This is a genomic window from Aeromonas sp. 603079 (genome assembly GCF_049172135.1).
In the GTDB taxonomy this organism is placed as follows: domain Bacteria; phylum Pseudomonadota; class Gammaproteobacteria; order Enterobacterales; family Aeromonadaceae; genus Aeromonas; species Aeromonas veronii.
Map to the genome: position 1 here is coordinate 90,468 of NZ_JAAKPX010000011.1, position 12,588 is coordinate 103,055.

Annotated in this window: 14 protein-coding genes; 4 read left to right on the forward strand and 10 right to left on the reverse strand. The window is 62.6% G+C overall.

All coding sequences use genetic code 11. The annotated features are described in order from the left end of the window. Positions 1-463 precede the first annotated feature (463 nt). Both G5287_RS10080 and G5287_RS10085 read left to right on the forward strand, forming a co-directional pair. Complete coding sequence (locus tag G5287_RS10080) at positions 464-1,642, forward strand: MFS transporter (protein WP_421231234.1); 1,179 nt, start codon at positions 464-466, stop codon at positions 1,640-1,642. A gap of 155 nt (positions 1,643-1,797) precedes the next feature. Beyond that, on the forward strand, positions 1,798-2,469 hold the full coding sequence (locus tag G5287_RS10085; protein ID WP_421231235.1) for an NAD(P)H-dependent oxidoreductase: 672 nt from the start codon (positions 1,798-1,800) through the stop codon (positions 2,467-2,469). A gap of 113 nt (positions 2,470-2,582) precedes the next feature. On the opposite strand, the gene G5287_RS10090 is transcribed toward G5287_RS10085, so the two are convergent. From G5287_RS10090 to G5287_RS10125, 8 genes are all read right to left on the reverse strand, one after another. Then, positions 2,583-3,191 (reverse strand): DoxX family protein, encoded by a 609-nt coding sequence (locus G5287_RS10090; protein WP_041208529.1) that lies wholly within the window; start codon positions 3,189-3,191, stop codon positions 2,583-2,585. Next, positions 3,188-3,982 carry a putative DNA-binding domain-containing protein gene (locus tag G5287_RS10095; RefSeq protein WP_421231236.1) on the reverse strand — a complete coding sequence of 265 codons (795 nt, stop codon included), beginning with the start codon at positions 3,980-3,982 and terminating at the stop codon, positions 3,188-3,190. Before G5287_RS10095 ends, G5287_RS10090 begins: the two co-directional genes overlap by 4 nt. After that, entirely contained in the window at positions 3,975-4,832 is an 858-nt protein-coding gene (locus G5287_RS10100) for a DUF692 domain-containing protein (protein ID WP_421231237.1), read from the reverse strand. Before G5287_RS10100 ends, G5287_RS10095 begins: the two co-directional genes overlap by 8 nt. Beyond that, positions 4,820-5,146, reverse strand: a complete 327-nt coding sequence (locus G5287_RS10105; RefSeq protein ID WP_213386993.1) for a hypothetical protein — start codon at positions 5,144-5,146, stop codon at positions 4,820-4,822. Before G5287_RS10105 ends, G5287_RS10100 begins: the two co-directional genes overlap by 13 nt. Beyond that, positions 5,139-6,098: an MBL fold metallo-hydrolase gene (locus tag G5287_RS10110; protein ID WP_042081514.1), complete on the reverse strand. Its 960-nt coding sequence runs from the start codon at positions 6,096-6,098 to the stop codon at positions 5,139-5,141. Before G5287_RS10110 ends, G5287_RS10105 begins: the two co-directional genes overlap by 8 nt. A gap of 129 nt (positions 6,099-6,227) precedes the next feature. Beyond that, positions 6,228-6,338 (reverse strand): cytochrome bd-I oxidase subunit CydX, encoded by a 111-nt coding sequence (gene cydX, locus G5287_RS10115; protein WP_005337572.1) that lies wholly within the window; start codon positions 6,336-6,338, stop codon positions 6,228-6,230. Positions 6,339-6,354: 16 nt separating this feature from the next. Further along, entirely contained in the window at positions 6,355-7,494 is a 1,140-nt protein-coding gene (gene cydB / locus G5287_RS10120; protein ID WP_421208727.1) for a cytochrome d ubiquinol oxidase subunit II, read from the reverse strand. Further along, entirely contained in the window at positions 7,494-9,065 is a 1,572-nt protein-coding gene (locus G5287_RS10125) for a cytochrome ubiquinol oxidase subunit I (RefSeq protein WP_216978458.1), read from the reverse strand. Before G5287_RS10125 ends, cydB begins: the two co-directional genes overlap by 1 nt. A 122-nt stretch (positions 9,066-9,187) precedes the next feature. Here G5287_RS10125 and G5287_RS10130 point away from each other — a divergent pair, with 122 nt between their 5' ends. Then, positions 9,188-10,603 carry a PLP-dependent aminotransferase family protein gene (locus G5287_RS10130; RefSeq protein WP_421231238.1) on the forward strand — a complete coding sequence of 472 codons (1,416 nt, stop codon included), beginning with the start codon at positions 9,188-9,190 and terminating at the stop codon, positions 10,601-10,603. A gap of 93 nt (positions 10,604-10,696) precedes the next feature. On the opposite strand, the gene G5287_RS10135 is transcribed toward G5287_RS10130, so the two are convergent. Further along, positions 10,697-11,155 (reverse strand): GNAT family N-acetyltransferase, encoded by a 459-nt coding sequence (locus G5287_RS10135; protein ID WP_421206461.1) that lies wholly within the window; start codon positions 11,153-11,155, stop codon positions 10,697-10,699. Positions 11,156-11,309: 154 nt separating this feature from the next. Next, positions 11,310-11,948 carry a tellurite resistance TerB family protein gene (locus tag G5287_RS10140; protein ID WP_005350838.1) on the reverse strand — a complete coding sequence of 213 codons (639 nt, stop codon included), beginning with the start codon at positions 11,946-11,948 and terminating at the stop codon, positions 11,310-11,312. A gap of 138 nt (positions 11,949-12,086) precedes the next feature. Here G5287_RS10140 and G5287_RS10145 point away from each other — a divergent pair, with 138 nt between their 5' ends. Then, a complete protein-coding gene (locus tag G5287_RS10145; protein ID WP_005337580.1) occupies positions 12,087-12,554 on the forward strand; it encodes an acyl-CoA thioesterase in 468 nt (155 codons plus the stop codon). The last annotated feature ends 34 nt before the right edge of the window (positions 12,555-12,588 follow it).

Below are 12,588 nucleotides of genomic sequence, written 5' to 3' on the forward strand. Positions count from 1 at the left end.
CCCGACGGGAGAAGGTCAGAGTGAGGGGGCAAGCGACCTCCCCCTCATCCCTAACCCTTCTCCCACAAGGGGAGAAGGGTGCAAATAACGCTCAACGACATTTTTCAGCAAAATCGGGAGGTATAATGCCTCCCGCTTTTTTTGCCCTTTCATCTCACTCGTTGCTCATTCCCCCACGCACAGCAGGTTCAGCCAACCCTGTCTCCTTACATTACCCCCGCCCCCGTTTCCTCTTTATACCCTACTCGCTCAACACGCTTCTACTCTGCTTTCCAGTCACTTCGATCTCATCTCTCTTCCCCCCTCTTTGCGGCCACTCTTGTCTCTCCCATTCCCCTCCTACTCATCGCCATTGCTGCTTATTTGGCAAAAGTAATTTGATGTAACCATCATTTTTGCCAACAAACTGTCTCGGCATACTGGCGCCATTCTCCCGTCGGGAGTCCCTAACCAAGGAGTTGTTATGCCACTGGCGTTATTTGCCCTTACCCTGAGTGCCTTTGCGATAGGCACTACCGAATTTGTGATCGTGGGGCTTATCCCCACCATCGCCGAGCAGCTCAATGTCTCGCTCCCCTCGGCGGGCCTGTTGGTCAGCCTCTATGCCCTTGGGGTGGCCATCGGCGCCCCTGTGCTCACGGCACTGACCGGCAAGGTGCCGCGCAAGTGGCTGCTGGTGGGGCTGATGGCACTCTTTACCGCCGGCAACCTGCTGGCCTGGCAGGCCCCCGGTTATGAAAGCCTGATTGTAGCCCGCATCCTGACCGGATTGGCGCACGGAGTCTTCTTCTCGGTGGGCAGCACCATCGCCACGGGTCTTGTGGCCAAAGAGAAGGCGGCGAGCGCCATCGCCATCATGTTCAGCGGCCTTACCGTGGCGCTGGTAACCGGCGTACCGCTCGGCACCTGGATTGGTCAGGTCTTTGGCTGGCGTGAAACCTTTCTGGTAGTAAGCTTGCTCGGCCTCATCGCCATGGTGGGTAGCCTGCTGCTGATCCCGAGCAACCTGCCAAAGGGGGCGGCCTCGACCATCCGCGAACAGCTCTCGGTGCTCACCAAAAAACCGCTGCTGCTGGTCTACGCCAAAACCGCCCTCGGTTATGGCGGTGCCTTCACAGCTTTTACCTTCCTCGCCCCCATCCTGCAGCAGGTGAGCGGCTTTAGCGCCGGTGCGGTGAGCCTGATCCTGCTGGTCTACGGGGTATCGGTCGCCATCGGCAATATCTGGGGTGGCAAGCTGGCCGACAAGATGGGCCCATTGCCGGCGCTGAAGCTGCTGTTTGCCGGTCTGGCGCTGGTGCTGCTGGCCCTCACCTTCACCGCCCCCCATCCGGTGCTGGCGGTACTGACCGTGCTGGTGTGGGGCGCCTTTGCCTTCGGCAACGTGCCGGGTCTGCAGGTACTGGTGGTGAAGCAGGCCGAGCTGCACACCCCCAAGGCGGTGGATGTGGCATCGGGCCTCAATATTGCCGCCTTCAACGTCGGCATCGCGCTGGGATCTGTGGTCGGTGGCTTGGTGGTAGAACACCTCGGCCTGATGCACACCCCCTGGATCGGCGCCCTTATCGTGCTGCTGGCCTACGGGCTGACCCATGTCAGCGAGCGCCGCGAAGCCCTCCGGCTCGCAGCCTGTCAGGCATAAGCTGCGCCAGCAGGCGTCACGCAAGGGCGTGGCGCCTGCTGCAATCGGCGCGGCAGGCTTCTATGCTGTGACACAGCGCCAACCCGGCAACTGTTTCAGTAACTTTTTCAGCAACCAAGCCTGTCACCCTCGCATCATTTGCCACGGAGTCTGTTATGAAGGTGCTTATTGTCTATGCCCATCCCGAACCCAAAAGCTTCAACGGTGCCCTCTTCTGCCACGCCATCAGGGCGCTGGAGCAGGCGGGTCACACAGTGATGACCAGCGATCTCTATGCCATGGGCTTTGATCCCGTCTCGGATCGGCGCAACTTCACCGCCGCCAGCGATCCCGATTTTCTCAAGCTGCAACTCGAAGAGCTGGCTGCCACCGAGCAAGGCAGCTTCGCCCCGCAGCTGGAGCAGGAGATGCAAAAGCTGGAGGCGGCCGATCTGCTGATCTTCCAGTTCCCGCTCTGGTGGTTTGGCCTGCCAGCCATCCTCAAGGGGTGGGTGGAGCGGGTCTTTGCCATGGGGCGGGTCTACGGTCAGGGCCATATCTACGAGAGCGGCAAGTTTCGCGGCAAGCGGGCGTTGCTGAGCCTCACCACCGGCGGCCCTGCCGAGACCTATCTGCCCGACGGCTTCAACGGCGATATCGACGGGGTGCTGCGCCCCATCCAGCGCGGGATCCTGCAATTTGTCGGCTTCGACGTGCTGCGCCCCCATATCTGTTATGCCCCGGTGCGGGTCTCGCAAGAAGAGCGGGAAGCCTGGCTCGCCCAGTGGGCCGAGCGCCTTGGCCAGATTGAGCAGGAGTCCACCATCGCGGTCGGCCGCTACCAGTAACGGCTGACGCAGCTGACACTCTCCCCACACAGCACAAAAACAGCGAGCGGCACCCGGCCGCTCGCTGTTTTTCACGCTCTGTCGTTATGGTTTTTGTTATCCGTTGGCGGGTCTTATGCCGCCTGTTGCACGCCTGCTTTGCCGGTCACGGCACGTTTGAGCCAGTAGTCGAGGCTGACGTAACGGCCCCCGCCGTAAACCAGCAGTACCAACAGCATCACGAAGTAGGTGGCGGCAAACTCCATCCCGTTGTTGAGCATCACGGGATCCCCGAGCTCGGTGATGTAGTTGTAGCGACCGGGGAAGTTGGCGGCCAGCCACTCGATAAAGCCGTTGAGGCGCACAGTGGCCTCCATGCTGCCGGTGGCGATGGCGTCCCAGCCGTGCTTCCAGTGCACCATGGCGCTCGCCACGCTCATCAGAAAGATGGTGGGAATGGCCATGATGCGGGTAAAGAGGCCAAGGGCGATGCAGATGCAGCCCAGCACCTCGGTGCCTGCCGCCAGAAAGGCGAGCAGGGTCGGGAACGGCAAGTTGAGCCCCCCCTCCGAGACCGGGGCACCAAACCAGGCGACGGTGCCGGCAAAACCCACCACCTTGGAGTGGGCCCCCACATAGATAACCGGAATGAGATAGAGGCGAATGGCCAGCAGGGCCAGAAAATCGAGCCGCTTGCACTGGGCTACCGCCCGCTCGTACCACTGGATCAGGGTGTTGTTCATGGGAATTCTCCTTGGTGTTTGCTAAATGAGGGCAAGGGAGTGCCAGGCTGGCGCTCACCGACGGGCAGGGTAAGCAGACCAAGCCGGTAAAAATGGCGTGCCCACTCGCTCAGATCAAAATCACTGCGAACCTGTTGCACCTGTTGCTGGAACGCGGCTTGGGTGATCCCCGGCTGCTGTTGCAGCAACTGGATCAGCGCCACATCCCATTCGCGCAACCGCTGAGTCACCACCTGATGATCCGGGCTGCGAAACAGGCCATAGAAGTGGTTGCCCTGCCGGGTCGGCACCACGCCGCTGCGACGAATGGCAAAGGGGAGTTCAAGCAGTTGCAGGGTGGGATTGAGCACAAGCGGACTCTCCGCCGTCACCTCAACCCCCGGTACAACTTGCGGCACTACCCCTTCATCAATCTCGACACAGAGGCAGGCCCACTCATACTCCAGCAGCGCCAGCCGCTGCCTGGGCCAGTTGAGAGAGCCCTCGCCGTGGCGATGCTGCACATAGCGGACAAACTCGGTGGCGATATGGTGAAACTCGGGGGCCTCGGCGCCGTGCGCGATGACAAAGCCCTCCACCAGCAGCCCTCTGTCCAGCGGCGCCCAGTGAGCGTGGGTGAGCGGAAAGGCGCTCTCCAGCACCGACTCCACATTGGCACGCACGCTGCGGGCATAGTGGCTGGCGATGCCATCCTGCGGCAGCCGCACCCGGCTCGCCAGCCAGGCGGTCTGCTGCTGCATCCGCTGCGGCGCCGTTTTGGGCGAGGAGATCAGTGATAACCGTCTATCCATAGCGCACCTCCCGCACCTGATGGTCGATCGCCTCGCAACAGGCGCCGTGCACCCGTGCCAGCTCGGCCTCCAGCTCTGCCAGCGGCGGCAGATGGTGATCCCGCTCCAGCAGCAGGGGACGCAGGCCATGGGTCTGCACCGTATAACGGGCCAGCGCTACCACCTCCTCACAGACCGGACGACCATGGGTATCCAGCAAGGTGCCATCCGCTTCTTCCAGATGACCGGCGATATGGAAGTAACGGATCGCATTGCCCGGCAGCCCGGCGATCATCCGCTTGGGGCAGTAACCGTGGTTGCGGCTGTTGACGAAGACGTTGTTGATATCGAGCAGCAGCTCGCAGCCACTGCGCGCCACCAGCTCGGCGAGAAAATCCTCCTCCGGCATCTCGTGGTCATAGCCGTGGTAGTAAGAGATATTTTCCAGCACCAGCGGGCGGGCCAGCGCCTCCTGCACCTGCGCGATCCGCTCTGCCAGATAGGGAATGTTCTCCCACTGACGCGGCACCGGTAAGAGCTCATAGAGATAGCCCTGCTGGTCGCGGGAAAAGCTCAGGTGCTCGCTATAGATCTCTATTCCGAACTCGTCCAGAAAGGTGCGGATCTGGCTGAGCAGGGTGCGATTGAGGGGCTGGCAATCGCCGAGAGAGAGGCTGAGGCCGTGGGCCACCAGCGGGTAACGCTCGGCAAGCTGATGCAGCTGCGCCCGCTTGGCGCCGCCGATGGCCATCCAGTTCTCCGGCGCCAGCTCGAGAAAGTCGATGCCGGGACGGACGGGGCCGGAGCAGAGCGCATCCAGATGCTCCTGACGCAGCCCGATCCCCCGACTGCGGGAGCTTATTGGCCGCATACCCCCTCCGTCATCTTGCTGCCCTTGCTGGATGTATTGCCATCAATCCCCTCGCCCGCCACGCCACACTTGCCATCGCGAGCGCGCACCAGCCGCCCCTGCGGATCACTGTCGAGGGCCTGCTTCTCGAAGCGCTTCTCGGTGCCGCACTTGCCCGCCGCACACTTGCCGCCGTGCTGTTCGCTGGGGGCGGCCTTGACCGGCGCATCGCTCGGGGTGGCCGCCAACGCAAGTCCCGGAGTGAGGGCAATCAGGCTGGTCATGGCGATGGAGAGGGTCAGTTTGTTGGTTTTGTTGCTGCTTGAGTTACTCATGGGCGGACTCCTTGACGGATGAAACGGGGTAGCTGGAGAGATCGCGGGCGGCCACGATCTGGCCGTGGAACTGCTGTTTGACGATGGCCATCGCCTCTTTCTTATGATTGAGGCCAACCCCCATCCAGTGGTTGAGCACCAGCAGCTTGGGGTTCACCTCGGCGGCAATTTTGGCCACCACAGATGGCTTGGCATGGAGCGAGGCGGAGACCGGATCGGCCCCTTCGTGGATGGCGAGCGGCATCACCAGAATGTCGGCCCCCTTGGCAAACGGCACAAAGGCCGGGTTGCTGCCGTTCTGATCCGCCGAGATAACGATGGTCCCCTCGGCGCTCTCGATGCGATAGGCCAGACAGGGCACGTCACCGTGAGGGATGCCGAGTGCAGTGATGGTCAGCCCATCCTGCTGATAGACGGTGTGGGGCTGCGGGCTCTGGTAGGGCACATCGTGCAAGGTGATGGGGAAGAGGCCATCGGTGCCATCCTTGAAACCGCTCAGGTAGGCATAAGCGCCCTTGTCTTTGTTGAAGAGGGCATCAAAGTAGCCGCTCATGCTGGGGAAGGCCGAACCGGCCTCTGGCCCCGCCAGATCCAGCGGATCGCTGCGCTCGAAGAAGTAGGCCCCCTTGAGCAGGGCGGGCAGGTCGGTCACATGGTCGGTGTGAAAGTGGGTGATGCCGATAAAATCGACCTCTTCGAGCTTGGCCCCCGCCTGGCCGAAGCGCAGGTAGACGCCGCCACCGGCATCGATCAGGATGCGGGATTTCCCCTTCCACCAGATCACCTCGCTGGAGGAGGCGCGAAGGTCGTCGGAGATGGGGCCACCACTGCCGAGCACCTGCAGGGTGAAGGTTTTATCCAGTGGCGTCAGTTGTACCGGTTCGGCACAGGCCGGGGCGACGGTGAGCGCGCACCCGATGGCCAGCGCCACCGCTTTCAATCTCTGTTTCATCACAATTACCTGTCGGTTGGTTGTCGGTTGAAAGTGTGTCGTTTGTGTCGTTTAAAGAGGGGGAGAGAGGGGCCGATGGCGACGTGTGAACGCCCACCACCGGCCGTGGCGGGGCGCGAGCCCCCGCCGTCAGTTACCGTCCCGTTCGTCCGCCTGCCAGCGCGCTTCCAGCCAGAGCAGGTTGCACAGGCCCAGCAGCAGGGCGAATCCGAGGCCCAAAATCCAGGTGAAGTACCACATAGCAGATCCCTTGAGGTCAGTAGAGTTGATGGCTGTCGCGCTTGATGCGGGCACGGTCGAGCTTGCCGCGCACCACCCGATAGACCCAGCCGGTGTAGCCCAGGTTGATCGGCATCAGCACCAGCACGAGGCCGAACATGATGGCCAGGGTCCTGTAGCTGGAGGTGCTGTCCCACAGGGTCAGGCTGCTGACCGCATCGAGGGATGAGGGCAGCACGAAGGGGAACAGGGCGATGGCCACCGAGCAGAGCATGGCGGCGCAGGCAATGGCGCTGGCCAGCAGCGCAATCCGGCCCCGCTCCAGCCAGGAGGCAATCCCGCTCACCAGCGGCGCCAGCGCCCCGATGATCGGCACCAGCCACAGCAGCGGATAGTCAAAGTAGTTGCGCAGCCAGCCTCCGGCGTGGGGGATCACCCCCTTCATCAGCGGGCTGATGGCAGCATTCGGGTCAAAGGGTTGTGTGCCGACACCGGTCAGCTGAAACCCTTGCAGATCCACCAGATGCCAGCCGGCCAGCAGGTAGCAGAGGCTCACCAGCGGGGCCAGCAGGATGGCGATCCCCCGTGCGCGCAGCGCAGGGGTGCCGGTCACCTTGGCTTGCAGAAAACCGGCGCCGTGCAGCAGCAACAGGCTGATGGCGGTGGCCAGCACCGAGAGCAGCCAGCCCCAGTGGAAGTCGAAGGCGCCATAGTGCAGACGCAGCGCCGTGTCGAAGCGAAACGGCAGCCCCTCCATCACCAGACCGATAGCCGCACCGAGGATGAGCGCCGGTATCAGGCCACCGGCCACCAGCGCCCGATCCCACCAGCGGCGCCACACCGGATCGGCCAGCTTGCTGCGATAGTCAAAGCCGACCGGACGCAAAAATAGCCCGAGCAGCAGCACCACCATGGGGATGTAAAGCCCCGAGAAGGCGGCGGCATAAACCAGCGGCCAGGCGGCGAACAGGGCACCGGCACCGGCAATCAGCCACACCTGATTACCCTCCCACACCGGCCCCACGCTGTTGATCACCAGACGGCGGTCATCGTCATCTTTCGACACCACCGGCAGCAGCATGGCGATGCCGAGATCGAAGCCATCCATCACGATAAAACCGACCATCATGAAGAGCACCAGCGCCCACCAGATGAGTTTCAGGGTTGCGTAATCCATCAGGCGATCCTCGCAAGTTCGGGTTGTTCACCGCTGTAGCGGCCGGTATGGAGAATGGCGGGCCCCTTGCGGATCACATGGCGCAACAGGAACAGCTCCACCACCAGCAACAGGGTGTAGATGGAACAGATGGCGATGAGGCTGAACCAGAGTTGGCCCGGCTGAAGCAAAGAGACCGAGGCCGAGACCGGCAGCACGTCGCTGATGGTCCAGGGTTGACGGCCAAGCTCGGCCACCAGCCAGCCCGCCTCGATGGCAATCCAGGGCAGCGGAATGCTCCAGAGCAGGGTCTTGAGCAGGCGCGGTGAGTCTTGCAGCCGGTTGCGGCAGAGCTGGACAAAGCTCACTACCATCAGCCCCAGCATGGTGACGCCAAGCCCCACCATCACCCGAAAGCCCCAGAACAGCGGTGCCACCGGCGGGATGGAGTCATCGACCGCCTTGGCAATCTCTGCCTCACCGGCCTTGGCGATATTGCTGGCATAGGGGGTCAGGAGCATGCCGTAGCCGAGATCCTTGCCGTGCTGCTCGAAGCGAGCGCGGTTGGCCGGGCTGTCATCGCCCCGACGGATCTGGTCGAGGGCCTCTGCCGCCACCATGCCGCTGCGAATGCGTGCCTCGTTCTGCACCTTGATATCCTTGAGGCCGGTCACCGCCTCGTCGATGGAGCGGGTGGCGATGATCCCCATCAGATACGGGATCTTGATGGCGGCATGGGTGGTCTGCGCCTGCTGATCCGGGAAGCCGAACAGGGTAAAGGAAGCTGGTGCCGGCTCGGTCTCCCACTCCGCCTCGATGGCGGCGAGCTTCACCTTCTGCACCTCGCCGGTGCGATAGCCCGACTCATCCCCGAGCACGATGACCGAGAGGATGGCCGCCAGTCCGAAGCCGGAGGCGATGGCAAAAGAGCGCAGGGCAAACTGCACCTCGGTCTTGCGCAGCAGATACCAGCTGCTCACCCCCATCACAAACATGGAGGCCGCCACATAGCCCGCCGCGACGGTGTGAACGAACTTCACCTGCGCCACCGGGTTGAACAGCACGGCGGCGATATCCACCAGCTCCATGCGCTGGGTCAGCAGGTTGAACTCGGCCCCCACCGGGTTTTGCATCCAGCCGTTGCCGATCAGGATCCAGAGCGCCGAGAGATTGGAGCCGAGCGCCACCAGCATGGTCACCAGCAGGTGCTTGCCGCGGGAGAGCTTGTCCCAACCGAAGAAGAAGAGCCCCACCAGGGTCGATTCGAGAAAGAAGGCCATCAGCCCCTCGATGGCCAGCGGGGTACCGAAGATGTCCCCCACATAGTGGGAGTAGTAAGCCCAGTTGGTGCCGAACTGAAACTCCATGGTGATCCCCGTGGTGACCCCCATGACGAAGTTGATGCCAAACAGTTTGCCCCAGAAGCGGGTGATGTCCTGATAGATCACCTTGCCGGTCATCACATAAGCCGACTCGGCGATCACCAGGATCCAGGACAGCCCCAGCGTGAGGGGCACAAACAGGAAGTGGAACAGGGCCGTGGCGCCAAATTGCAGGCGAGACAGGCTGACCACGTCATCCGGATTGATCATGCGTCACTCTCTTTTGTTGTATTTGCCTTGCACGTTTCGTGCGTGACAAGTACATCACGGAGCATGACACCTATAACAGATGCAGTTATATTGAATTACACCTATAACAGTTGATCCAGATCATGTCTCTTTACCAGCAGTTGGCCGACCGCCTGCAAAGCCAGATCGACGATGGTATCTGGCAACCGGGGGAGCGCATCCCCTCCATTCGCCAGAGCTGCAAGACCCACGGGCTCAGCCCCATGACGGTGCTGCAGGCCTATCAACTGCTGGAGAGTCAAGGGCGGATCCTCGCCCGCCCCCAGTCCGGCTACTACGTCAAAGCCGCCTCACCACAGGTCGTGCAGCACACGCCGAGCCAGACCCACTACAGCGGCTCGGTGGATATCAACGATCTGGTGTTCGAGGTGTTGCAGGCGAGCAAATCGCGGGATCTGGTGCCCCTTGGCATGTCGGTAGCAGACCCGACCCTATTCCCCCATCCCCAGCTCGGGCGGGCGCTGGCCAGTTGCATGCGCAAGCTCGACCCCTTCAGCACGGTGGCCGACCTGCCCCCCGGCAACGAAGCGCTGCGCCGCGCCATCGCCCAGCGCTACGCCAGCGACGGAGTGGCGGTCAATCCGCAGGAGATCATCATCACCACCGGCGCCATGGAGGCGCTCTCCCTCAGCCTGCAGGTGCTGACCGAGCCCGGTGACTGGGTGGTGGTGGAGTCCCCCACCTTCTATGGCGCCCTGCAGGCCATCGAGCGGCTGAAACTCAAGGCGGTGGAGATCCCGGTTATTCCGGGAGTGGGTATCGATCTGGCGCTATTGGAAGATGCCCTCAGCCAAATGCCGGTCAAGGCGTGCTGGCTGATGGGCAATGTGCAGCACCCGCTCGGCCACACCATGCCCGATGCACACAAACAGGGGCTGATGGCACTGCTCAACAGCCATGGGGTGCCGTTGGTGGAGGATGACGTCTATGCCGAGGTCTACTTCGGCCGCGAGCGCCCCAAGCCGATCCGCCACTGGGATCAGCGTGGCGACAGCCTGCTCTGCAGCTCCTTTTCCAAGTGTCTGGCGCCGGGCTTTCGGGTCGGCTGGGTGGTGGCGGGGCCCCATGCCGAGCGGGTGCAACGGCTGCAACTGATGTCCACCCTCTCCACCAATGTACCGAGCCAGCTTGCTCTGGCCGAGATGCTGCGCCAGGGCGGGGTCGATGCCCACTTTCGCCGCCTGCGCCACACCCTGGCCCAGCGCCAGCAGCAGATGCGGGCGGCCCTGCAGCGCTTGCTTCCGGACGAGGTGCGGATCTCCTCCCCCGATGGCGGCTACTTCCTCTGGCTGGCGCTGCCTGCCCATTTCGACAGCCGAGCCCTGCACGCCAAGGCTCTGGGCAGCGGTTTTTCAGTGGCCCCCGGCGCGCTCTTCTCCAGTCAGGGACAACACAACCACTGCCTGCGCCTCAACAGCTCCCATCCCTGGAGCGAACAGCTGGAGCAGGCCCTCACCCGACTGGCGGAGCTGATTGCCGCGCAGCTCGGTGAAAAGTAACGAGGTAAAGAGCCGCTGACGAAACGAACAAAGGCCCGTAACGGGCTTGTGTAGTTGGGGAGTGACGCGCCTTGGCTCGCCATCAGAAACTGGTTATCTGGCCATGATCTGCGACTGCACCTTGAAGCCCAGCGCCTCGTAGAGCGCTTGGGCACGCTCGTTGAAGGCCATCACCTCCAGCCGGATTTGCTGAGCATCACGGGCCTTGGCCCACTCATCGCAATGGGCGATCAGCGCCTTGCCAATCCCGCGGGAGCGGTGCTGCTCATCCACCACCACGGAGCCGATACGGCAAATCGGCGCACGGGTGAGAAAAGGCACGCTCTCATTGATGTCTATCCGCGCCGTCAAAAAGCCCACCACCCAGCCATCCTGCTCGGCAACGCAGAACAGACGCCCTTCTGCGGCAATGGCGCTCAGCAAAAATGCCCGCGCCTCTGTCGAAGGGGGGCAGAACACCTCGGGATAGTGTTGATGGTGGATCTCTCCTATCTGCCGGTTCAGCTCGACAATGGCGTCGATATCCAGTTCGCTTGCCTTGCGTATCTCCAACGGTTGCTCCTTGCAAAAATGGTGATGGTCCTGCGCCATCTTAGGGGCTGTGTCCCGCAATCCAAATAGGCTCATCCGTATCTTTTGGCGGGCAGCAGAAACAACAACGCCCCTTGAGCGGGGCGTTATCGGCAATCCATGGCGATGAGGGGTATCAGGCGGGGGCGTTAAGTTGGGCCACCTGCCGCTCGATGCTGCCTTTGAGGTTGTCATCGAGCTTGAGGGCGCGCGCCAGTTCGTCGAGATAGCCTCGCTCCATAAAGTGATCCACCTCGATGGCGAGCAGGGAGGCGAGATAGACCTCGGTGGCCAGCTCCATGTCGGTCACTTCCCGCGCCAGCGCGTGGGGATCGAGGGGGCGGGCCAGCTCGGCGTCAATCCAGCGGGCGACATCGCTCTGACCCTGTTCGGTCAGGTACTCCTGAATTTTCTGGCGCTCGGCGCCGTCGATATGGCCATCGGCCCGGGCCGCGGCCACCATGGCACGCACCAAAAGCGCCGCGCGGGCATCCAGCGCATTGCCTTCCAGCCCGCTGATGGGATGGGTAGGCTGGGCGGGCGCCGCCTGCTGGGCCTGCCAATCCTGATAGAGCTTGTAGGCCAGCCCGCCAAGGGCCGCAGCGCCGCCCACGGCAGCGGCCTTGCTGCCATATTTGCGCACTTTTTTATTGCCCAGCAGCAGACCGAGCGCACCGCCGGCCAGCGCTCCCTGCATCTGCCCCTTGCGCTTGTCTCCGCCTTCGTTGAGCCAGCCTTTGCCAGCCCCCAGCAACTGTTCCAGCATCTGTTTCATGGTGTCACTCCTGCGGCTATGTTCCCGTCGATAGAGCAAGATAGTGACCCCGCCCCCCTGAATCGGGGATGAACCCTTGACCGGGCAGGCCGATGGGGCAAAGCTCAGGGAAACCCTTCAGGCAATAAGGATGTAACTGTGCCAAATCGCGAACTGACCCTGCAATTTCTGGCCGAACCCTCCGACGTCAATTTCGGCGGCAAGGTCCACGGCGGCATGGTGATGAAGTGGATCGATCAGGCGGGCTACGCCTGCGCTGCCGGCTGGTGCGGCGGCTATGCGGTGACCGTCTATGTGGGGGGGATCCGCTTTTTGCGCCCCATCCAGATTGGCCAGCTGGTGGAGGTGCACGCCCAGGTGATCCACACCGGCACCACTAGCATGCATCTGGCGGTGGATGTCTACAGCCGCCACCCCACCGAGACCGAGCGCCACAAGACCACCCACTGCATCATCATCTTTGTGGCGATGGATGAGCAGGGCAAACCGACCCCGGTGCCTCAGTGGCAACCGGTGAGCGAGAGCGATCTGCAGTTGCAGCAGTACGCCAAAAAGCTGATCGCCCTGCGCGAGGAGATCGACAAGGAGATGCGCCAGCACCTCTGACCCGGGTGCCTCACAGCCCGATAGAGCGGGCGCT

What these genes read in the sequence shown, in the direction of transcription:
- G5287_RS10130 (WP_421231238.1), top strand. Translation starts at nt 9,188, where the DNA reads ATGTCTCTTTACCAGCAGTTGGCCGACCGCCTGCAAAGCCAGATCGAC.
- G5287_RS10090 (WP_041208529.1), bottom strand. Translation starts at nt 3,191, where the DNA reads ATGAACAACACCCTGATCCAGTGGTACGAGCGGGCGGTAGCCCAGTGC.
- G5287_RS10125 (WP_216978458.1), bottom strand. Translation starts at nt 9,065, where the DNA reads ATGATCAATCCGGATGACGTGGTCAGCCTGTCTCGCCTGCAATTTGGC.
- G5287_RS10095 (WP_421231236.1), bottom strand. Translation starts at nt 3,982, where the DNA reads ATGGATAGACGGTTATCACTGATCTCCTCGCCCAAAACGGCGCCGCAG.
- cydB (WP_421208727.1), bottom strand. Translation starts at nt 7,494, where the DNA reads ATGGATTACGCAACCCTGAAACTCATCTGGTGGGCGCTGGTGCTCTTC.
- G5287_RS10105 (WP_213386993.1), bottom strand. Translation starts at nt 5,146, where the DNA reads ATGAGTAACTCAAGCAGCAACAAAACCAACAAACTGACCCTCTCCATC.
- G5287_RS10080 (WP_421231234.1), top strand. Translation starts at nt 464, where the DNA reads ATGCCACTGGCGTTATTTGCCCTTACCCTGAGTGCCTTTGCGATAGGC.
- G5287_RS10100 (WP_421231237.1), bottom strand. Translation starts at nt 4,832, where the DNA reads ATGCGGCCAATAAGCTCCCGCAGTCGGGGGATCGGGCTGCGTCAGGAG.
- cydX (WP_005337572.1), bottom strand. Translation starts at nt 6,338, where the DNA reads ATGTGGTACTTCACCTGGATTTTGGGCCTCGGATTCGCCCTGCTGCTG.
- G5287_RS10085 (WP_421231235.1), top strand. Translation starts at nt 1,798, where the DNA reads ATGAAGGTGCTTATTGTCTATGCCCATCCCGAACCCAAAAGCTTCAAC.
- G5287_RS10110 (WP_042081514.1), bottom strand. Translation starts at nt 6,098, where the DNA reads ATGAAACAGAGATTGAAAGCGGTGGCGCTGGCCATCGGGTGCGCGCTC.
- G5287_RS10140 (WP_005350838.1), bottom strand. Translation starts at nt 11,948, where the DNA reads ATGAAACAGATGCTGGAACAGTTGCTGGGGGCTGGCAAAGGCTGGCTC.